Here is a 21,840-nt window from a genome sequence, read left to right on the forward strand (position 1 = left end):
ACCATGACCTCCGAGCAATCAATCCCTGACATCACAGCCACTTCGGCGTGGCAGGCGCTGCGCAAGCATCACGATCAGATCGGAGAGACGCACCTTCGGCAGTTCTTCGCCGACGATCCCAATCGCGGACACGATCTCACCATCACCGTCGGCGACCTCTACATCGACTACAGCAAGCACCGGATCAACCGCGAGACAATAAGGTTGCTGATCGACCTTGCGCGCGATGCCAACCTCGAAGAACACCGCGACCAGATGTTCGCCGGCATGCACATCAACACCTCGGAGAATCGCGCGGTCCTGCACACCGCACTGCGGTTGCCCCGTGACGCCGAGCTGATTGTCGACGGACACAACGTGGCCGAGGACGTGCATGCCGTGCTCGATGCGATGGGCGATTTCACCGACCAACTGCGCAGCGGCGAATGGACCGGAGCCACCGGAAAGCGGATCAGCACCGTGGTCAACATCGGTATCGGTGGCTCCGACCTTGGCCCGGTGATGGTCTACCAGGCGCTGCGCCACTACGCGGATGCGGGCATCTCGGCACGATTCGTCTCCAATGTCGACCCCGCAGACCTGATCGCCACTCTGGCCGACTTAGACCCTGCCACAACGCTTTTCATCGTGGCATCAAAAACCTTCTCCACATTGGAGACGTTGACCAACGCGACAGCCGCGCGACGCTGGCTAACCGACGCGCTGGGTGACGCAGCGGTCGCCCAACATTTCGTCGCGGTTTCCACCAACCGACGCCTCGTCGACGACTTCGGCATCAACACCGACAACATGTTCGGATTTTGGGATTGGGTCGGCGGGCGCTATTCGGTCGATTCGGCGATCGGTTTGTCGGTGATGGCCGTCATCGGCCGGGAAGCGTTCGCCGACTTCCTGTCCGGATTCCACATCGTCGACGAGCACTTCAAGACCTCCCCGTTGGAGTCCAATGCGCCTGCGCTACTAGGCCTGATCGGGTTGTGGTACGCCAACTTCCTGGGGGCGCAATCGCGAGCAGTATTGCCGTATTCCAACGACCTGGCCCGCTTTGCCGCCTACCTGCAGCAGCTGACCATGGAATCCAACGGCAAGTCGACGCGCGCCGACGGCACACCGGTCACCACGGACACCGGCGAAATCTATTGGGGGGAACCGGGAACCAACGGGCAGCATGCGTTTTACCAATTGTTACACCAAGGCACCCGGTTGATCCCGGCCGACTTCATCGGTTTCAGCCAACCCCTCGATGACCTGCCGACCGTCGAGGGTACCGGCAGCATGCACGACTTGCTGATGAGCAACTTCTTCGCCCAAACCCAGGTGCTGGCATTCGGCAAGACGGCCGACGAGATCGCCGCCGAGGGCACCCCCGCCGAAGTGGTGCCGCACAAGGTGATGCCGGGCAACCGGCCGTCGACCTCGATTCTGGCCGACCGGCTCACGCCGTCGGTGCTGGGACAGTTGATCGCGCTCTACGAGCATCAGGTATTTACCGAAGGTGTGGTGTGGGGCATCGACTCGTTCGACCAGTGGGGTGTTGAACTGGGCAAAACCCAGGCAAAGGCGTTGCTTCCGGTGATCACCAGCGATGACACGCCGGAGCGACAGTCGGACAGCTCGACCGATTCGCTGGTGCGTCGCTACCGAACACAACGAGGGCGTGCCGGCTGACGGCCCCGCATCGGCTGTGAATTTGACGACGCGACACGCCGACACCGCGTCGTCAGATTCACTGTCGATGGGTTAGGCGAATCGCTTGGTCAGCGGAGGCGGCAGCACCCGCATTAGCTGCACCAGGGCCGCCCAGGGCCACCATGGCACCGCGGCCCGGCCTGGTTCGCGTTCGATGGCCGCGACGAGCGCCTTGACGCCAGTTTCGTTGTCCACCATCAACATTGTGCTCGCGGACTTGGCAGTCATCTCCGACTCGATGTAGCCCGGCTCGATCACCGAGATCTTGATCGGCCCGTTGGCGTACTCGGCGCGCAGCGACTCGCCCAGCGAACTCAATCCGGCTTTGCTTGCCGCATATGCCGCTTTGACACCGGGCACACCCTTGTTGCCGAGCACCGACGAAATGAGCACCAGATGCCCCGAACCGCTGTTGTGGAACATCTCCAGCGCCGTCTCGATCTGTACCAGCGCGGCGATCAGGTTGGTCTCGATGGTTGCCTTGTTCGCCCACAACTTGCCCGAGCCCAGCCGGGCGCCCTTTCCGATGCCGGCGTTGACAATGACGCGGTCGACGCCACCAAGCTCATCGCTCAACTCGGCAAACACTTTGGGCACCTGGTCGTGGTCGTTGACGTCGAGTTCGGCTATCGCGATCTTGATCGATGGGTACTTCTGCGACAGTTCGCTTTTCAATTCTTCGAGGCGATCGGTACGACGCGCGCACAGCGCTAGGTCACGGTCCTTAGCAGCGAAGGCGCGGGCCATGCCAGCACCGAGACCGGAGCTGGCGCCGGTGATAAGGATTTTCTGGCGGGTCACTCGGGTGAGCATAGCGACTATTTCAGCAACCGCGACATGCGCCGGTCGGCCAGCACCTTGCCGCCGGTCTGGCAGCCGGGGCAGTACTGAAAAGACTTGTCCGCAAACGAAACTTCCCGGACCGTGTCACCACACACTGGACAGGGCAAGCCGGTGCGCGCATGCACCCGCAGTCCGGAGCGCTTCTCGCCCTTGAGCATGGCGGCTCCTTGGCCGACGGAACGACCGACCGCGTCGGTGAGGACCGAGACCATCGCGTCATGCAACGTGGCGAGCTGTTCGTCGGACAGTTTGCCCGCCGTGGCGAACGGCGAGATCTTCGCGACGTGCAGGATCTCGTCGCTGTAGGCATTGCCGACGCCGGCGATCACCTTCTGGTCAGTGATTGCGGTCTTGATCCGACCGGTGTTTCCGGCCAAGACACCGGCGAGCTCCTCGGGGCCGAGTTCCAGCGCATCCGGTCCGAGCGCAGCGATGCCTGGGACCTGCTGCGGATCCTGGACCAGCCAGACCGCCAGCCTCTTCTGAGTGCCGGCTTCGGTGAGGTCGAAACCGGGCGCCTCACCGGGTGTACCCAGGTGGACACGCAGCGCGATCGGACCTTTGCCGGGTCGCAGAGGGGTGGCAGCCAGTTTGTCCGACCAGCGCAACCAGCCCGCCCGGGACAAGTGCGCGATCAACCACAGCTCTCCGCCCCGCAGTCCCAGATACTTGCCCCACCGATGGGTGTCCACCACGATCTGGCCGTGCAGGGCATCGATCGGCGGATCGAAGGTTTTCAGCACCGACAGCGCGCAGACATCGACGCGGCCGATCGTCGCCCCGACGGCATGGCGCCGCAGATGGTCGACCAGCGCTTCGATCTCGGGGAGTTCGGGCACCTATTCAGTCTGCCGACCGTCGCGACCACGTGTCCATTCGCGCCGGCCTACCTACCCGGCCCGTCCGCTCCGGCCTTGCCGAAGAGCAATCCACCGCTGCCGCCAAAGCCGGGGAATCCGAACGGCGCAGCCGCTCCACCGTTGCCTCCGTTGCCGATCAGAAACGCATCCCCACCGTCGCCGCCATCGCCGTCGCCCGTAGAGCCGACGCCGAGGATTAACGACTGAGCCCCGCCGGCATCACCGCCGGTGCCACCGTCGCCATACAGAAACCCGCCATTGCCGCCGTCGCCACCGCTACCGCTGCCCCCCTCGAGGCCACCGCCCGATCCGCTGCCGCCCACTCCACCGATCGCCCCGTTGCCGCCGCGACCGAAAAGTCCTGCGCCGCCGCCTCCTCCGCCGTTGCCACCGGCGCCGCCATTGGTACTTTCACCGCTGCTGGGTACGCCACCGTTGCCGCCCGCACCGCCGGCGGCACCGTTTCCGGGAACGCCCTGCAGGAATCCGCCGTTACCGCCGCTACCGCCGTTGCCGCCGGCCTGGCCCGGATGACCGGGTCCGCCCGGGGCGCCGTCACCACCGATGCCCCCGACGCCACCGTTGCCGAGCAACCCGGCAGACCCGCCGTTACCGCCGCGTTGCCCGACCCCGCCGGACCCGCCACGGCCTCCGCTGCCGATCAACCAGCCGCCGTCCCCACCGTTTTGCCCGGTGCCGGGCGCGCCATCGGCGCCATTACCGATCAACGGTCGTCCGGTAATCGCTTGCACCGGCGCATTGACCGCGTCCAATACCGGTTGCAGCGGGGAGGCATTAGCCGCCTCGGCGCCGGTGTACGCGCTGGCACCAGCATTCAATGCCTGCACAAATTGCGAGTGAAACGATTCCACCTGGGCACTCATCGCCTGATACGCCTCAGCGTGTGCCCCGAAGATTGCCGCGATCGACGCCGATATCTCGTCGGCACCGGCGGCCAGCAGCGAGGTTGTCGGCGCCGTAGCCGCAGCGTTGGCCGCACTGATCGAGGAGCCGATGCGCGCGAAATCCGTTGCTGCCGAAGCTACTAATTCCGGCGTCGCGAACACAAAGGACATCTATGGCCTCCTGAGGAGCACTCATCATCGGCTTGATCGTGGACAGTTACCGCGATCGGCAAGCGTCGGCGTTCACCGATCACGCCGTCACCGGCGAAGGCGGGCGTATGCGGTGCGATCAGCGGTTACGCGGGCCCGGTCGTACCAGCCTGACCGAACAGCGTGCCACCGGAACCTCCGGCGCCACCCATACCGCCCTGGGTAGCGCCGGCGCCCGCCCCGCCGTCGCCACCATTGCCGACCAGTCCGGCGTCGCCGCCGTTGCCGCCGATACCGTTCCCAGTGGGGGCGCTGAAGCCAGCGGGAATGCTGCCGGCCGACCCACCGTTGCCGCCGTTCCCAAAGAAGAAGCCGCCGCTGCCGCCCCAGCCGCCGTCACTGGTCTGGTAGACGCTGCCCCCGGTGCCACCGCCGGTCTGGGTCCCAGGTGTTCCGGTGGCACCGCCGTCAGCGCCGTTGCCGCCGTTGCCAAACAGGAATGCATCACCGCCGGCTCCGCCGAGCGCACCAGGTCCGGCGTCGCCGAAGTTGTGGCCACCGCTGCCGCCGTTCCCGCCGTCGCCACCGGCACCACCATTGCCGCCATTGCCGATGATGCCGCCACTTCCGCCGGTTCCGCCGAAGCCGCCATAACCGCCGTTGCCGTTGAAGGTAAGAATCGCGTCAACCGAGCCGCCGCCGGCGGCCCCGTTACCACCCGCGCCGCCGTCGCCGCCGTCGCCCCAGATGACCCCGCCATTGCCACCGTTGCCGCCTTGGCTGCCACTGCCGCCTGCGCCGCCAGATACTGCTCCGACCGCGGTGACGGTCTGGCCGGTGCCGCCCAAGCCCCCATTGCCGCCGGCTCCACCGTTGCCGAACAGCCCGGAATCGCCGCCGTTGCCGGCCGATGCGAGGAAGCCACCACCGTTGGCACCAGCGGTAGCGTTGGCGTCGGCGACGAAGGAACCGCTGTTGCCGGTGTTTCCGCCGGTGCCACCGTTGCCGTATAGCCACCCGCTGTGGCCGCCGTTGCCGCCGCTGCCCGCGGACCCGCCGGTGCCAGCCAGCTGGCTGGCTCCGGGGGCGGTAGCAGCGGTGCCGTCACCACCGTCGCCGCCCTGACCACCGGTTCCACCGTGGCCGAACAGGAATCCTCCGCGTCCGCCTAGGCCGCCGTTGCCGCCGGCGCCGCCATCATTGCCGTTGTTGAAGCCAGTAGCGGCCGCACCGGCGACGCCACCATTGCCGCCGAGCCCGCCAGCACCTCCCAGGCCGTACAGCAATCCGCCATTGCCGCCCATACCTCCGCCACCGCCGGCCTGGCCCGCCGCCCCGGTGGCTCCCGCGGCGCCGGCGCCGCCGGCGCCGCCCCGGCCGCCGTTGCCCAACAACCCGGCCGACCCACCGTTGCCCCCGGCTTGACCCGCCGCGCCGGACCCACCGTTACCGCCGTTGCCAAGCAACCACCCTCCGTCACCGCCGCTTTGTCCGGTCCCGTCCACGCCGTTGGCGCCGTTCCCGATCAGCGGACGCCCGGTGAGCGCCATCACCGGATCGGTGGCCGCGCCCGCAAGTTGCTGGAATGGCAGCACGTTGGCCGCCTCGGCGGCGGCATATTCGGTGGCACCACCGCTCATGAGCTGGACAAACTGCTGGTGGAATAGCGCCGCTTGCGCGCTGAGCGCCTGGTATGCCTGAGCGTGCGCCCCGAACAACATCGAAATCGCGGCCGACACCTCGTCGGCGCCAGCCGGCAGTACTGCCGTGATCGGGGTAAGCGCGGCCGCGTTGGCCTGGCTCAGCGTCGAACCAATGCCCGCGAGATCGTTGGCCGCTGCAGCCACATACTCGGGCGCCGCGATCACCCACGACATTCACAAACCTCCCGACGAATTGCGGCCGTGTCGCGATCGATAAGTGAACTTCGACACAAGTTTAGTAGGCGCTGATGCTATCGCGATCTGGCTGCTATTTTCGCCGGTTAAGCCAAATCCTTAATTCATCCTCTCGCCAGTGCAGTTCAGTGCGTCCAGGTCCCGCAAGCCCTTAACGAGTCCTAAGTAAATAGGTATCCATGATCCAGCCATGGCGCGCGCGGGCTTGCGCGCGCAGTGCCGCAATGCGCGCACCGACCTCACCCACGGTGCCGGCCAACAGCAACTCGTCCGGGGTGCCGAGATAGGCACCCCACCAGATACGAGTCTCCGGTGGACAGGTCTGAAACGAGCAGTCCGCGTCAAGCATGACCAGTGTGCAACCGGCCAGTCCGTGTGCACGCAATTGCCTGCCGGTTGTGATGAGCACCGGCGCACCCACCTCATTGAGCGGGATACGGTGCCTAGCCGTGAGCGCTTGCACCGCGGTGATACCCGGAATGACGTCATAACCGATGTCGACCTCTTCAGCTACCGTTGCCAAAATCCGCAGCGTGCTGTCATACAGCGCTGGATCACCCCAGGCCAGAAACGCACCCACACCGTCGGGCCCCAGTTCAGCGCGGATAGCCTCCGCCCAGATCTGCGCCCGCGCCACATGCCAGTCGCTGACCGCTTCCCGATAGTCGGTGTCTGGGGAGCGCTGTGGATCAGGCAGCTCAACGAGTCGATACCCGGGCTCCCGGATGAACCGCGCGCAGATGCGCCGTCGCAGCTCCACTAGGTCGCGTTTGGCCTCACCCTTGTCCATCGCGAAGAACACCTGGGTGTCATTGAGCGCATTGATCGCCTGAACGGTGACGTAGTCGGGGTCCCCGGCGCCGATACCGATGACGTGAATGTGCCGACTCATCCTGTCGTCCTTCCGCGGGAGATAGAGGGCAGGTTGCCCACTGACACGGCCGGGGTCAACCCAATTCGACGTACAAAACACCTATCCGAGACTGGCGGTACCTAGTACCATGGGTATTGACTATCTTTGTGTGATCTCCCATCTGAGCCGCCTGCTGAAGGGACACCAACGATGACCACTGCGGTAAAGCCAAGTGGCCCGAGTCGTGAAGAATTCTCCGAGCGTCTGCTCAAAGGCTCGGTAAAGAAGTCCTACGAACCCATCGTCGACATCGACTGGGATGCCCCGCTGGACCCGGACAAGTTCTACCTGCCACCCAAGCTGGTGTCGCTGTATGGCAGCCCGATGTGGGACGAAATGACCCGCGAGCAACAAATCGAGCTGTCTCGCCAAGAGCTGGTCAATACACTGTCGGCTGGGATCTGGTTCGAGAACATGCTCAATCAGTCGTTGTTGCGCACCATCCTGCACGAAGATCCAACGAGCCGATCGACGCATTACAAGCTCACCGAACTGGGCGACGAGACCCGCCACATGGTGATGTTCGGCAAAGCCATCGAACGCATCGGAGCCAAACCGGTGCGCCCGCGCCGCTTTCACCGGATGATCATCAATTCTCTTCCGCTGGCATTCCAACGAGGTTCAATGTTGTGGGTGGCCGCGCTGATCGGCGAGGAAATCTTCGACTCACTACAACGCCAAATGATGGATGACCCGGAATTGCAGCCAATTATCCAGCGGCTCATGCGCATTCACGTTACCGAAGAGGCACGACACATTCAGTTTGCTCGGGACGGCGCGCGCAAACGGGTGGCCGAAATGCCGCGGCTCAATCGATGGTTCATGGCCAACATCAATGGCCTTGGTGGCTACTTCTTCAACTATTTGTTCAGCAATCCGATCCCGTACGCGCGGGCGGGCCTGGACCCCAAGCGGGCACGAAAGATTGCCCGTTCCAGTGCCCATCGCCGCGACATGCAGATTGCCGGCTTCGCTCCACTCGCAGCGTTTTTGACCGAGGTGGGCCTGCTCGGCCCGATCGCGCGCCGCGGCTGGCAGCGCAGCAGGTTCCTGTGACCCAGGCATCTAGCCGCGCTGAGCCCTGCCACGACGTCGTCGTCATCGGCGCCGGGACCGCCGGCCGCCATGTGTCGGCGGCATTACGGACTGCCCAGGTGGCCGACGTCATGCTGGTCGACAACGGATGCGGCGCGGCCGTGGGCCCACCCGCGCGATCCGGGTGCGAAGTCGTAGCGGCGACGTTTGACGACGACACAGACACCTGGGCGCTCGGAACCACGAGCGGCGACTCATTCCGGGGGCGCGTCGTCATTGCCACACACCCACCGGCGCACGTTCCGTGGAAGCCAGATATCGCTGGGTGCAATACCTTTCGGGGTGAATCGTTTCATGCTGCCGAATGGAACCCGGGTTTCGACCCGGCCGGCAAGCGCATCGCGGCCGTGGGCACCGACTCCGCGCTCGGCCACCACATCGACCGGTTGATGGAAACGGCGGACTCGGTCATGGTCTTCGAGCATCCGCCCCGCCACGTCGTGCCGGAAATACCGTTGCTGACCACGCGCGCCCAACGCTGGGTGCAACGTCACCTCCGCGGACGTCGGCGGCGGATGCCCCTCGTGGTGGACTCGACGATCGAAGGTCTCACCGAGTCGGGCATCCGGACCAACGACGGAGTTCTCCACCCCGCCGACGCGATCATCTATGGCACCGGATTCGCAATTCGCGATCGGCTACCCGAGCAGACGCTGGTGGGAGCGGGTGGTGTGACCATCCAACAGGCCTGGCGAGACGGCATGGAGCCGTATTACGGCGTCGCCGTGCACGGTTTTCCGAACTACTTCTTCATCACCGGGCCAGATGTCGGCGGGCAGATCCGCTACGTTATCGAATGCCTAGAGCTCATGCGGCGCACCGCGAGCACCCGCATCGAGGTGCTGCGCAGCAGCCAACAGGTATTCAACGAGCGTGCCCAGCTGCAGATTAAGCAGCCACCACGGCCATTCAAGGCGTTCGACCTGTCCGCGTATCCGCGCGATGACGACGACACCTACGACGGGACGGCGACGCTCGAGATCGGCGGCTCCCGCCATCGGGTGCGGGTGCGTCTCACCGGCCATCTCGACCCCATCGATGGCACCTACCATTGGCAAGGAACCGTTGTGGACCCTCTTCCGCAGGAGTCGCTGCGGCAGCCGCGGTCGGCGACGCTGACGGTGGCCGGGCACAGTGCCGCCGCGCGCATCATCGAACGCACGCCCTGGGGCACGCACACCGTCGCCGGAGTGGGCGCCCCGCCGTACCCGTGCGGCGGCCGGTAAACGGCCGTTCGTCAGGCTGTTGCTCGAAATTCGCGCCTTCGTCTGATGTGATCCCGATAGGCTGGATACATCCCAGACCAGAGGTTGACCGCGCGCGTTTTGCGGGTAATCCCTCTGGGTGGCGTGTGCGGCGGCGGACGATGACACGAACGAGAACGACATGCTCGACGAGGCAGCAGTCGGCACAACAGGCCGGCAGGGTCGAGGCAGCTACCCGACCCGCGTCCACTTCTCAGCGCGATCACGCGCCTGCGGCCAACCACAGCACACGGATCGCCGGCGCACGGTCGATACCCGCGGTGAAGATGTTGGGCCAGGTCGATGCGACTCCGTGTGCACAAACCGCGACACTTGGCCGAAGATGGATAGGTCGAAGAAGATGGATATTTCTGCCGCCAACGACGGCGGCCTCGTCAAGCAAGTGGCGAGTAACAGTTCGAGGAGCGCGACATGGAACCGGACGCCAGGATGGGGCTCGCATGCCGGTCCATGACACCTTGTCGTATCGGCGCTACGCCTACCTCGCCGGCGCCCCCGCGAAGACAGGTGGCTGAAGCTTTCCATCTTCGGGGGCGGCTCCAGTGAGCGCGATGGCGAAGTCTTCCAGCTCGTTGGCCATCGCGGCACGTGACGAGCAATCCGCGGTAGTCCTGGTGGTCGAGGGCGTGCTCGACGCCGACAATTCGGCGGCCCTGCGGGACGCCATCATGAAGGCGACGCTCGACGAGCCATCCGCAGTCATTGTTAATGTCTCTGCTCTTCACGTCCCCCAACAACCTGCCTGGTCCATCTTTGTCAGCGCCCGCTGGCAACTCGACACGCAACCGAATGTTCCGATCGTGCTGGTCTGCGCTAACCGCACCAGGCGCGAGGCGATCACCCACACCGCGGTCACCCGATTCATGCCGGTCTACCCCACCGAAAAGGGGGCAATGAAGGCCATTGGCCGACTCACCAACCGCAAACTCCGGCATGCCCAGACCCAACTACCTTCGCACCTCAACAGCCTCCGCGAGTCCCGAAAGTTGGTACGTGAATGGCTCACCTCCTGGTCAAAGCCCGGCCTGATCCCGGTCGCGCTGGTGATTGTCAACGTATTTGTAGAGAACGTGCTGGAACACACCGGAAGTGACCCGGTAGTGCGGGTCGACAGCGACGGCGCCACGGCGACCATCGCGGTGTCCGACAGCAGCAGCGCCCCGGCGGTGCGGCTGCAATCACCGCCCAAAGGCATCGATGTCTCTGGTCTGGCCATTGTTGAAGCGCTATGCCGGGTGTGGGGCAGTACGCCGACGTCGTCGGGAAAAACGGTTTGGGCGATCATCGGCCCGGAAAATCAGCTCTGACCGGGTGACAATGCCCGCCGGGTCGGCCCGCTACGGAGCATCCCGACCAACCTGGCGAAACTAGAACGCGTTCTAGTATCGAGTCAATGCCCGCTCACAGAAGGTAGGGATCACGTGCGGTTCAGCTACGCGGAGGCGATGACCGACCCGACGTATTACGTCCCGCTGGCCCAGGCGGCCGAGGCGGCGGGGTATCACAGCATGACGATCGCCGATAGCCTTGCCTATCCCTACAAGTCCGACTCGACGTATCCCTACACCGCCGACGGGAGCCGCGAGTTTCTGGAGGACAAGGAGATAGTCGAGACCTTTGTCCTGGCTGCGGCACTCGGTGCGGTGACAACGACACTGCGATTCAACTTCTTCGTGCTTAAGCTGCCGGTGCGGCCGCCGGCCCTGGTGGCCAAGCAGGCGGGTTCGCTGGCGGCGCTGATCGGCAACCGGCTAGGGCTGGGCGTGGGCACCAGCCCGTGGCCGGAGGACTACGAGCTCATGGGTATACCATTCGCCAAGCGTGGCAAGCGGATTGACGAATGCATCGCAATCGTCAAAGGGCTGACGACGGGTGAGTACTTCGAATTTCACGGCGAGTTCTACGACATTCCCAAGACCAAGATGAGCCCCGCCCCAACCGAACCCATACCGATCCTGGTGGGTGGTCACGCCAATGCCGCGCTGCGTCGCGCGGCACGCTTGGACGGCTGGATGCATGGCGGTGGCACCGATCCAGCAGAACTCGACCGACTCATCACCACGCTCAAGCGGTTTCGCCAGGAAGAAGGACGAACCGGCCCCTTTGAGATCCATGTGATCTCGATGGACGCCTACACGGTTGACGGCATCAAGCGCCTTGAGGACAAGGGCGTCACCGACGCCATCGTCGGGTTCAGGGTGCCCTACATCAAGGGACCCGACACCGAGCCGCTAGCGACCAAGATCGCCCACTTGGAGAAGTTCGCCGAGAAGATCATCTCGAAAGTCTAAGCACAACAAGGTGTCCCGCGTGTTGGGGACCGATCTTCCCGGCGCGCTCCGACAGCCTAGGTGGATTACCGTTTCGAGGATGAGGCCGGTCAGCACGAGTTCCCAGGGCCACGACGACGATCACCGCCTCAGAAATACCCGGTGATACCGGGTGGCCGATTCAGCCGCGTTTGGCCGCCCACTCGGCCTGCATCACCAGCAGCGACTCCGGCCGCGGAATATCGGGATCAAGTTCGCGGTAGCGCTGATAGACATTGGCCACAACGCGTTCAGCATCCAGCCACCGGGCATACTCGCCGAGATCGATGGTGTCGGCGGCCTCGACGAACGACATGCCCTTGCGGTAGGCCGCCTCGGATTGTTCGGCAACGTGCACGAGATAGCCGCGCATAGCGCGGATGCCATCCGGGTCGGTGATCGGACCGTGACCCGGCACCACGATCGGCGCGTCCAGCGCAATCATCGCATCGCAGGCCGCGACCCAATTGGCGATCGGCCCGGCCCAGACAATCGGAGTGCATCCGATGAACAACAAGTCCCCGGCAAACAGCACACCGGCGTCGGGCACGTGCACCACCGAGTCGGCGGCGGTATGCGCCGGACCGAGGTTCAACAGGTCGACGCGCCGACCACCGACATCGATGGTGAGCTCGCGGTCGAACGTGTGGTCGGCATTACGCACTTTGATGCCGCTAAAGTTGAAGTGCCCAAAGCGGTCTCGCTGGTACTTCGTCGCGATCGGCCCAGCGTCGAGGACCTGGATGGCCGTCAGCATCTCGGGCGGCCGTCCGTGCGCGATCTCCTCGGCCGTGCCCCGAGCCGCAAAGATGCGCACCGCAGGATCCAGCAATTGGTTGCCGTGCGTGTGATCACCGTTGGAATGCGTGATCAGCGCGTCGGTGATGGGCGCCGCATCGGTGATCGGCTGCATCGCGTCTAGCATCTCACTCGTCAACGCCAGGTCGAATAGGGTGTCCACCAATAACGACGCGCCCTCCCCGGCGACCAGCCCGGCGTTACTCCAGCCGTATCCGCCGTCCGGCAATGTCCACGCCCACACCCGATCTGCGACTTTATGCAGCCCACGGGTGTAGGGCACCCGGGCAGGGGCCGGGTTGACCCGGGTCGCCTCCGGTGCCACGTCCGGATTAACTCGCGGCGCCAACGGATGTGGTGGTGGCGTCGCACATACACGCTGCCGCGTCTCCCCCAGCCCTTCGACCCTCAGGGTAACCACGTCGCCGTCCTGCAACCAGCCCGGGAAAGACTCGGGCTGGGTTAGGTGCTCGACCAGAGTGCAGGTGGGCACCGTGCCGGAGCCGATCACATCGCCCGGTTGCAGCGACACGCCGCGCGAGACGTAGGAGATGACCTCACCAAAAGTCCAGTCCATCGCCCCGGTGGATCCCGTGCCGATCACCGTGTCGTTGACCAGGGCAGTCACCTGCAGACTCAGCTTGCCGTCGCGGCGATACGGGTGAAGTTCGTCCGGGGTGACCAAATACGGCCCCAGGGTGACCCCGCTGTCTTTACCCTTGGCTTGTCCGATGCGCAGTTGACCCTCAAGCTGTTGTAGGTCACGCGCCGACCAGTCGTTGAAGATCATGTAACCGATGATCGACTGTTCGGCCTGCTCAACCGATAGGTCCTGGCCGGTCGCGCCGATGATGGCTGCTATCTCCAATTCGAAGTCCTGCCAAGCACTTCCGGGGGCGGCTGGGGCATCGTCATAGGGGCCCAACACGGTGGACGGACATGCGAAGTAAAAGGCGGGAACCCGGTACCAGGTATCCACGAGCACGCGGCCACCGCCCATCGCCTGCTGGCAGTTGCGCATGTGGTCCAGGAAGCACAACGAGTCGCGGATCGACGGCGGGCGCGGGATCGGTGCCGCCAACGTCACCTCGTCAACACGGACCACCGCGGTGGGCGACCGCAGCACATCCTCGCCGGCCGCGCGCAGCCCGTCGGCACCGCACGCGACCAGATCAAGCAGTGCAACACCCGGCGCCATCGCGTAGATCTCGCCGTCGGACAGCACCCCGGTGCGTTCACCATCGGCACCTCGATACGTCACCCACTTCATTCGCGCACCACCTCGCTGGGTTTTTTGTCTGGCCGCAGCCCGCGCCAGCTCGATTGACGTAACCGGTCGTCGGGGGTCCACTCGCTGTAGCGCACCTCTGCGACCAATGTCGGCGTGACGAACGTGACCCTTTTGGCATCGCGCGCCGGAAGTGACGCGTCAAACGGGGATTCACCTGTCTCCAGCGGCGCCAGCGTGTTCTTGAGGTTGGCCAAGTCGCGTTCGGTGAAGCCGGTTCCAACCCGGCCGGCGAAACGCAGCCCGTCCGTACCCGGGATGCCCATCAGCAGCGAACCGATCCCGCTGCTGCGCCCACCTTCGCCGACGCGCCAGCCGCCGATGACGACCTCTTGGGTGTTCCAATGTTTGTCCTTGATCCACGCTGCCGACCGTCGACCCGGCTGATAGGTGGAGTCACGTCGCTTGGCGATCACTCCCTCCCAGCGATGCTTGCGCGAGTATTCCAGAGCCTCGCCCCCATCGCCGGGCAGCAGTTCGGGAACAATGAGATTTGTTGCTTCGCATAGGGTTTGTAACAATCTGCGCCTGTCCCAGTACTTGACGCGCAACAGTGACCTGCCGTCCAAGTAGAGCAGATCAAACGCCCAGAATTCGATCCGAGTGGCCCGCACCCGGTTCTGCATCTCGTTGAAACTGGGCACGCCCGAGGAGTCGAGTGCCACCACTTCGCCATCCAGCACCACATGGTGGTCGGCGAGATCCTCCGCCAGCGAATGCAGTTGAGGATACTCGTGGGTGACCTCACGCCCGCTACGCGAGCGCAGGCGCACTTTTCCGTGATCGGCCTCGAGCAGTAGCCGGTAGCCGTCCCATTTGCCTTCGAAAGCCCATTGACCCGACTTGAGGCCTGCGACCGAACCGTGTGTGGAAAGCATCGGCGCGAGATCTTCGAACTGGAAGACCTTCTGGTCCTTCATGCGGTGCGCCAGCCATTGGTCGCCGTTGGTCTGAATCAGCGCATACCGCCCGCAGATCCGACTGCCGTTCAGGTTGACGATCACCTCTCCTTTTTCGGTCCCCTCCCCAGGCCCATTGTCGGAGTCGACCCGGAACTTCTCGGCCTCGTAGGTGCCGGAGTCCCAGATAAGCACCTTGCCGGCGCCGTACTCGCCCTTAGGGATATCGCCCTCGAAGGTGGCGTATTCCAGCGGGTGATCTTCGGTATGTACCGCCAGATGATTCACCGACGTGGTCTCGGGTAGGTTCTTCGGTACCGCCCAGGACACCAGCACTCCGTCGTGCTCCAGCCTGAAGTCATAGTGCAGCCGACGGGCATGATGCTCTTGGATCACGAACGTGTTGCCCTGCCCGGTAGCGGATTTCGCCTTCGGGACCGGCTCCGGGGTTTTCGACGCATCACGCATGCTGCGGTACTTGGTCAGCCGGTCGGTAACCGGTACGTCAGCGTCCAGCGCGGCAAGCAGATCGCCATCGCGGGCTACCCGGGCGAGCACCTCGTCATACCTGAGCTGGCGCAGCTTAGGGTCACCGAGCTCGTCCCAGGTGCGCGGCGCGGCGACCGTCGGCTGCTCACGGCCGCGCATCGAGTACGGCGCGATCGTGGTCTTCGAACCGTTGTTCTGACTCCAGTCCAGAAATACCTTGCCCTCGCGCAGACTCTTGGTCATCGTCGATGTGACCAATTTGGGCATCGCCTTCTCGAGTTGTTGGGCAACGCGTTTGGCTAGCAGGGTCGCTCCGCCGCTGCTCACCGGCTCGTCCAACGGCGTGTAGAGATGCAGTCCCTTGCTGCCGCTGGTGAGCGGATAGGTGGCTAGCCCGATGTCGGAGATCAGATCCCGGACAGCGCGCGCCACCTCGGCCAGCTGCGCCATCGTCACCCCCTCGCCGGGATCCAAATCGAATACTAATCGTGTTGCGGGACCCGGCTTTACCTTCTCAGCACCGCTGCGCGTCCACTCCGTGACGAACCGCCATTGCGGCACGTGCACCTCGAGTGCCGCCTGTTGGGCTATCCAGGCCAGTCCCGTCGCGCTGTCAATGATCGGATAGGTGGTGGTTCCGGATCGGTGCACCACACTTTCGCGGGGTAACCAGTCGGGCGCGGAAGACGCCAGCTGCTTTTCGAAGAACGAGGCTTCGCCGACACCGTTGGGCCAGCGCTTGCGCGTTGCCGGACGGCCGGCGATGTGCGGCACCATCACCGTGGCAATGCGGGTGTAGTAGTCGAAGATGTCGGCCTTGGTGGTGCCCGTGACGGGGTAGAGCACTTTCTCGGCATTGGTCAGCTTGACAACGGGACCCTGCCCCTGCACCGGAGGCCAGACCTGCGCCGCACCCATAGTGTCAACGTAACCTGTCGACATGGCACGCGGGCTGGTGATCGGCGAAGCGTTGATCGACATCGTCGAGGGGCGGATCACCGCCGAGCACGTTGGCGGCAGCCCGCTAAACGTCGCGGTAGGACTGGCCCGGTTGGGCCGCGATGTCGATCTGCTCACCTACATCGGCGCCGACGCCCGCGGACGCCGCATCGCCGACTATGTCAAAGCCGCTGGCGTACGGCTTCTTCCGGCGAGCATCGCAGCAGAGCGAACCTCCACCGGTGTGGCGACGATCGGTAGGGACGGCTCGGCCAGCTACACGTTCGATCTGAACTGGTGCCTCTCCGGCATACCGCCGGTTCCGCCGCCACTCTTCGTCCACACCGGGTCGATCGCTGCCGTGCGCGAACCTGGGTGTCTGGCGGTCGCGGCGTTGCTCGACGCCTACCGGATATCGGCAACGATCACCTTCGACCCCAATGTGCGTCCGACCCTGAGCACCGACCGGGACCTGGCCCGCGAACGCATCGAGCGTCTCGTCGAGGGCAGCGACATCGTCAAGGTCAGCGATGAGGATCTGCGGTGGATCGATCCCGATCGGGCGGCCGCGGATGTCGCTCGCACCTGGCTGGCGTCGGGACCTGCGGTCGTCGCACTGACGATGGGTGATCGGGGATCGGTGGCGTTCTGCGCCGCCGGTGCGGCCCGCGCAGAGATCAGGCCGGTACCGGTCGTGGATACCGTCGGCGCCGGTGACGCTTTCATGGTCGGGCTGCTCGACCGGCTGGCAGACCTGAATTTGTTGGGTGCTGACCGGCGCGCCGAACTCCGACACATCAACCTCGACGCCCTGGCGTCCGTGCTTGAGGCGGCCGCTCGGACATCCGCGTGGACCGTTGCCCGCGCCGGTGCCCAGCTACCGGATCGAGCCGCCCTGAAGGCCGCCGCGCAGTCCGGCGAAGAGCCGGTGGCCGATGCGCCACGCACGGTGCCCCGTTAGCTGTTATGCAACCCGTGTTGTGGGCATACTGACTGCATGCGCTCCATCTGGAAGGGTTCGATCGCCTTCGGGCTGGTAAATGTGCCGGTCAAGGTGTACAGCGCCACCCAGGACCACGACATCAAGTTCCATCAGGTGCACGCCAACGACAACGGACGCATCCGATACAAGCGGGTATGCGAGGTGTGCGGCGAAGTGGTCGACTATGGCGACCTGGCGCGCGCCTTCGAATCCGACGACGGCCAGCTGGTGCTCATCACCGACGACGACCTGGCCACCTTGCCCGTGGAACGCAATCGTGAAATTGAAGTACTCGAATTCGTCCCGGCCAACGAAGTAGACCCGATGATGTTCGACCGCAGTTACTTCCTGGAGCCTGACTCGAAATCATCCAAATCATATGTGTTGCTGGCTAAGACGCTTGCCGAGACGGATCGGATGGCGATCGTGCATTTCACGTTGCGCAACAAGACGCGGCTAGCAGCGTTGCGAGTCAAGGATTTCGGCAAGCGTGAGGTAATGGTGGTGCACACCTTGTTATGGCCGGACGAGATCCGTGATCCCGACTTCCCGGTGCTGGACCAGAAAGTGGAGATTAAACCCGCTGAACTCAAGATGGCCGGTCAGGTCGTCGAATCGATGGCCGAAGACTTCAATCCCGACCGCTACCGTGATTCCTATCAGGAGCAGTTGCAGGAACTGATCGACGCCAAACTCGAAGGCGGGGAAGCTTTTACCGCCGAGGAGCGACCCGCCGAGCTGGACGAGACCGAGGACGTCTCCGATCTATTGGCCAAGCTGGAGGCCAGCGTCAAGGCGCGTTCCAGTGGCGGCAACGCGCCAGCCAAGAAGACCACGAAGAAGGCGCCGGCAAAGAAGTCCCGGGCTAAGCAAGCGTCAAAGTCCTGACCAACTCGGCCCGTGTTTCACATATGCTCGTCGTGCCGCCGAGAGGAGTTTTCGTGAGGTTCGCTCGATCTGGCACGGCATTGAGCCTGCTTCTTGCCAGCGCACTGGTGCTGTCGGCATGTGGGGGCCACTCCAGTAATACGTCGTCGTCCTCCGGATCGGCTACGCCATCCGTGCCGGTGGACTGCGGCGGCAAGAAGAAGATCCTGGCCGCCGGTTCGACCGCCCAGAAAAATGCCATGGAGCAGTTCGTCTACGCCTACATCCATGCGTGCCCGGGGCACACTCTGGACTACAACGCAAATGGTTCGGGCGCGGGCATGAAGCTGTTCCTGGGTAACCAGACGGATTTGGCCGGGTCCGACTCGCCGATGAATCCGGCTAAGGGCGAGCCCGAAAAGGCCGCGGCGCGTTGTAACTCGGAGGCCTGGGACCTACCCGTGGTGTTCGGCCCGATTGCGGTCACCTACAACGTCAAGGGTGTGAACTCGCTGAACTTGGACGGGCCGACGCTGGCCAAGATCTTCAACGGCGCCCTCACCAGGTGGGACGATCCGGCTATCAAGTCACTCAACTCGGGTATCAACCTGCCCTCGACACCGATCCATGTGGTCTTTCGCAGTGACCAGTCCGGTACCACCGACAACTTTCAGAAGTACCTCGATGCGGCGTCCGAAGGCGCATGGGGCAAAGGCGCTGGGCAAACTTTCAACGGAGGCGTGGGCGAAGGCGCCGCCGGCAATGACGGCACGTCCCAGGCGCTCAAGCGAACCGACGGTTCGATCACCTACAACGAGTGGTCGTACGCGGTCGGGCATCAGCTGGACATGGCCCAGATCATCACCTCAGCGGGCCCGAATCCGGTAACCATCACCGCCGAAACCGTGGGTAAGACGATTGCCGGGGCCACCTTCAAGGGCAGCGGCAACGACCTGGTGGTGGACACGTCGTCGTTCTATCGGCCGACGCAGGCCGGCGCCTACCCAATCGTGCTGGTGACCTATGAGATTGTCTGCTCGAAGTATCCGGATGCCCCCACCGGCACCGCGGTGAAAGCCTTTATGCAGGCGACAATTGGCGACGGCCAGATTGGCTTGGACGAGTACGGGTATATCCCCCTGCCAGACTCGTTCCGCGCGAAATTGATCCCCGTGGTCGATTCCATCGCCTGAGGAACCGCCGAGCTGACGGGCGGTCGGACTATGCCGGGCGGTACCGGCAATTGGATCGTCGCCTGAAATTCATCTGACGGCGATCGGCGAATGAATTCCGTAGTAGTAAAGCAGTTTTCATCCGCTGGCCGACAATGCCGAGCGTGAGCATGCCAGGCTCATAGCCTGGTCTCAGAATCGAGAAATCACTGTGAGTAACGCAATCTTGTTGTGTGCCTGCTCTCCGAGGATTTACCGTGTGTTAACCACCGGTTTCGGCGCAGCTGCACGGCGGAGGTCGGTAGCGTAAGTATTCGAGGCCGGTCACCGGTGGACTAGATGGCCGCGCGAAGGGAGCGTCGACGGTGAGCGACACCGGGCCGGGTTCGCGTGTTGGGTCACGCTTTGGGCCCTACCAGTTGGTGCGACTTATCGGCCGTGGCGGTATGGGTGAGGTCTACGAAGCCGAAGACACCCGCAAGCACCGAGTGGTCGCGTTGAAACTGATCTCCACGCAGTTTTCCAACAACCCGGTCTTTCGCGCCCGGATGCAACGTGAAGCCGACACCGCCGGACGGCTGACCGAACCACACATCGTGCCGATCCACGACTACGGCGAAATCGACGGGCAGTTCTACGTGGAGATGCGCTTGATCGACGGCGCATCACTGCGTCAGTTGCTCACGCAATACGGCCCGTTAACCCCCGCACGGACCGTGGCCATCACCCGCCAGGTTGCTGCCGCGCTGGACGCCGCGCACTCCAACGGCGTCACTCATCGCGACGTCAAACCGGAAAATATCCTGGTCGCCGCCAATGACTTCGCATACCTGGTGGATTTTGGCATCGCACGTGCCGCCCACGATCCCGGGCTGACCCAGGGCGGGATGGCCATCGGGACCTACAACTACATGGCCCCGGAACGGTTCACCGGCGACGACGTCACCTACCGGGCCGACATCTACGCGCTGGCCTGCGTATTGGGCGAGTGCTTGACCGGGTCACCGCCCTATCGCGCCGATAGCGTCGAAAGGTTGATCGCCTCACACCTGATGGAACCCGCCCCGCGGCCCAGCTTGCTTCGGCCCGGGCGGATTCCGGAAGCCTTGGACGAGGTGGTGGTAAGGGGCATGGCCAAGAACCCGCAGGATCGCTATATGACGGCCGGCGATCTGGCCATCGCCGCCCACGACGCGCTCACCACACCCGAACAGCGCCAAGAAGCCACGATATTGCGCCAAGGCGACAACGCCACGCTCATCGCGCCCGGCGTCGACGCCGGCGTCTCCGGCGCCTGGACCAACTACACGGGCTCGGGCCCCGATCCGCACGGCCCGCGGGCCCCACAACCTATGGGGCCGATCGCGCCGCCGCAACCTAGCACCGCCGAGGAAACGGTGGCTCGGCCGGTACCGTCCATCCGCGGCTGGCGATCGACTCCGGACGGCTCCGAACAACGCACCCAGGCTGCTCCCGTCGTCACCGCGGGCAGCTGGCCCGGCCAGTCCGGCATTGGTCCCGCGTCCGGCACGGGTTCGGGCGCCAGCACCGGGCCCCCGCTCGGTGAGCCCGCACAGCGCGAACCGGTAACCCGTACCAAGCGGGGGAAGCCGTGGATTGTCGCCGCGGCTGCCGTTGCGGTGCTTCTCGTGGTAGTCGGCATCACCGCGTTCGTGGTCTCCAGACCAAAAGGCGCCACGCAACCGCGCGGCCAGGTCGTCTTGCCGTTTACCGGCCTCAACTTCCACTTTGCCCCGGGCGGTGTTGCGGTGGACGCCAACGGCACCGTCTACGTCACCAACCAGACCATGTACGGGCGCGTAGTGGCGTTGCCGGCGGGATCCAGCACGCCGACGGTAAAGCCGTTCAACGGGCTTTACGAACCCCAAGGGGTAGCGGTCGACAACACCGGCAAGATCTATGTCAGCGATTTCAACAACCGTGTGGTGTCGTTGGCATCGGGTTCCAACACTCAGGTTGAGCTGCCGTTCACCGGCCTCAACTACCCCGAGGGCGTCGCCGTCGACGCCCAAGGCAACGTCTACGTCGCCGACCGCGGCAACAACCGGGTGCTGAAGCTGCCGGCCGGCTCCACCGAGCAGGTCGTACTGCCATTCAACGGCCTGAAAAACCCCGACGGTGTAGCCGTCGATTCCGACGGCAACATTTACGCCACCGACACCGACAACAACCGCGTGCTGAAGCTGGACGCCGGCACCGCTAACCAATCGGTACTGCCGTTCTCCGGGCTGACCGCGCCATGGGGCATCGCGGTGGACAGCGCCGGCAACGTTTATGTCACCGAACACGACGACAACGTGGTGGCAAAGCTCCCAGCAGGGTCAACCCAGTCGACCGAGTTGCCGTTCACCGGCCTTAACACGCCGTTGTCGGTGGCGGTTGACCAGAAGGGCAACGTCTACGTCGCCGACCGCGGCAACGGCAGGGTGCTCAAACTCGCTCAGGGTTCCTAAAGCCG

General features: G+C 64.3%; 16 protein-coding genes and 1 pseudogene. 9 read left to right on the forward strand and 8 right to left on the reverse strand.

Features of this window, described 5'->3' with window-relative positions:
- Positions 1 to 3 precede the first annotated feature (3 nt).
- A complete protein-coding gene (gene pgi, locus MB901379_RS19315; protein ID WP_158018076.1) occupies positions 4 to 1,668 on the forward strand; it encodes a glucose-6-phosphate isomerase in 1,665 nt (554 codons plus the stop codon).
- A 72-nt stretch (positions 1,669 to 1,740) separates the two neighbouring features.
- On the opposite strand, the gene MB901379_RS19320 is transcribed toward pgi, so the two are convergent.
- The 6 genes and pseudogenes from MB901379_RS19320 to cobF form a co-directional block, all read right to left on the reverse strand.
- Entirely contained in the window at positions 1,741 to 2,490 is a 750-nt protein-coding gene (locus MB901379_RS19320; RefSeq protein WP_197717832.1) for an SDR family oxidoreductase, read from the reverse strand.
- 17 nt (positions 2,491 to 2,507) lie between these two features.
- Positions 2,508 to 2,996: a zinc finger domain-containing protein gene (locus MB901379_RS24830; RefSeq protein WP_408632394.1), complete on the reverse strand. Its 489-nt coding sequence runs from the start codon at positions 2,994 to 2,996 to the stop codon at positions 2,508 to 2,510.
- 132 nt (positions 2,997 to 3,128) lie between these two features.
- A pseudogene (locus MB901379_RS24835) lies at positions 3,129 to 3,371 on the reverse strand (DNA-formamidopyrimidine glycosylase family protein); the annotation flags it as partial.
- A 47-nt stretch (positions 3,372 to 3,418) separates the two neighbouring features.
- Positions 3,419 to 4,468 (reverse strand): PE family protein, encoded by a 1,050-nt coding sequence (locus tag MB901379_RS19330; protein WP_158018079.1) that lies wholly within the window; start codon positions 4,466 to 4,468, stop codon positions 3,419 to 3,421.
- 125 nt (positions 4,469 to 4,593) lie between these two features.
- Positions 4,594 to 6,324: a PE family protein gene (locus MB901379_RS19335; protein WP_158018080.1), complete on the reverse strand. Its 1,731-nt coding sequence runs from the start codon at positions 6,322 to 6,324 to the stop codon at positions 4,594 to 4,596.
- A gap of 172 nt (positions 6,325 to 6,496) precedes the next feature.
- On the reverse strand, positions 6,497 to 7,237 hold the full coding sequence (gene cobF / locus MB901379_RS19340) for a precorrin-6A synthase (deacetylating) (RefSeq protein WP_158018081.1): 741 nt from the start codon (positions 7,235 to 7,237) through the stop codon (positions 6,497 to 6,499).
- Between the two features lie 171 nt (positions 7,238 to 7,408).
- On the opposite strand from cobF, the gene MB901379_RS19345 reads away from it, so the two are divergent.
- The 4 genes from MB901379_RS19345 to MB901379_RS19360 all read left to right on the forward strand — a co-directional run bounded on the left by MB901379_RS19345 (position 7,409) and on the right by MB901379_RS19360 (position 11,909).
- Positions 7,409 to 8,314 (forward strand): AurF N-oxygenase family protein, encoded by a 906-nt coding sequence (locus MB901379_RS19345; protein WP_158018082.1) that lies wholly within the window; start codon positions 7,409 to 7,411, stop codon positions 8,312 to 8,314.
- Positions 8,311 to 9,579, forward strand: coding sequence for a DUF4873 domain-containing protein (locus MB901379_RS19350; protein WP_232021906.1), 1,269 nt, complete (start codon positions 8,311 to 8,313; stop codon positions 9,577 to 9,579). The genes MB901379_RS19345 and MB901379_RS19350 overlap by 4 nt, the downstream gene beginning before the upstream one ends.
- 590 nt (positions 9,580 to 10,169) lie before the next feature.
- A complete protein-coding gene (locus MB901379_RS19355) occupies positions 10,170 to 10,925 on the forward strand; it encodes an STAS domain-containing protein (protein WP_232021907.1) in 756 nt (251 codons plus the stop codon).
- 114 nt (positions 10,926 to 11,039) lie between these two features.
- On the forward strand, positions 11,040 to 11,909 hold the full coding sequence (locus tag MB901379_RS19360; RefSeq protein WP_158018084.1) for an LLM class flavin-dependent oxidoreductase: 870 nt from the start codon (positions 11,040 to 11,042) through the stop codon (positions 11,907 to 11,909).
- A 160-nt stretch (positions 11,910 to 12,069) separates the two neighbouring features.
- Here MB901379_RS19360 and MB901379_RS19365 read toward each other — a convergent pair whose 3' ends face one another.
- Together MB901379_RS19365 and MB901379_RS19370 are read right to left on the reverse strand one after the other, a co-directional pair.
- Positions 12,070 to 13,995 carry a fumarylacetoacetate hydrolase family protein gene (locus MB901379_RS19365; RefSeq protein ID WP_158018085.1) on the reverse strand — a complete coding sequence of 642 codons (1,926 nt, stop codon included), beginning with the start codon at positions 13,993 to 13,995 and terminating at the stop codon, positions 12,070 to 12,072.
- Positions 13,992 to 16,319: an ATP-dependent DNA ligase gene (locus tag MB901379_RS19370; protein ID WP_158018086.1), complete on the reverse strand. Its 2,328-nt coding sequence runs from the start codon at positions 16,317 to 16,319 to the stop codon at positions 13,992 to 13,994. The genes MB901379_RS19365 and MB901379_RS19370 overlap by 4 nt, the downstream gene beginning before the upstream one ends.
- Positions 16,320 to 16,341: 22 nt before the next feature.
- On the opposite strand from MB901379_RS19370, the gene MB901379_RS19375 reads away from it, so the two are divergent.
- The 4 genes from MB901379_RS19375 to MB901379_RS19390 all read left to right on the forward strand — a co-directional run bounded on the left by MB901379_RS19375 (position 16,342) and on the right by MB901379_RS19390 (position 21,835).
- Positions 16,342 to 17,301 (forward strand): carbohydrate kinase family protein, encoded by a 960-nt coding sequence (locus MB901379_RS19375; RefSeq protein WP_158018087.1) that lies wholly within the window; start codon positions 16,342 to 16,344, stop codon positions 17,299 to 17,301.
- A gap of 36 nt (positions 17,302 to 17,337) precedes the next feature.
- On the forward strand, positions 17,338 to 18,210 hold the full coding sequence (ku, locus tag MB901379_RS19380) for a non-homologous end joining protein Ku (protein WP_158018088.1): 873 nt from the start codon (positions 17,338 to 17,340) through the stop codon (positions 18,208 to 18,210).
- Positions 18,211 to 18,263: 53 nt separating this feature from the next.
- Positions 18,264 to 19,382 carry a phosphate ABC transporter substrate-binding protein PstS gene (pstS, locus tag MB901379_RS19385; protein ID WP_158018089.1) on the forward strand — a complete coding sequence of 373 codons (1,119 nt, stop codon included), beginning with the start codon at positions 18,264 to 18,266 and terminating at the stop codon, positions 19,380 to 19,382.
- 344 nt (positions 19,383 to 19,726) lie between these two features.
- Positions 19,727 to 21,835, forward strand: a complete 2,109-nt coding sequence (locus MB901379_RS19390) for a serine/threonine-protein kinase PknD (RefSeq protein WP_158018090.1) — start codon at positions 19,727 to 19,729, stop codon at positions 21,833 to 21,835.
- Positions 21,836 to 21,840 lie beyond the last annotated feature (5 nt).

It is taken from the genome of Mycobacterium basiliense (assembly GCF_900292015.1).
GTDB classification, from domain to species: domain Bacteria; phylum Actinomycetota; class Actinomycetes; order Mycobacteriales; family Mycobacteriaceae; genus Mycobacterium; species Mycobacterium basiliense.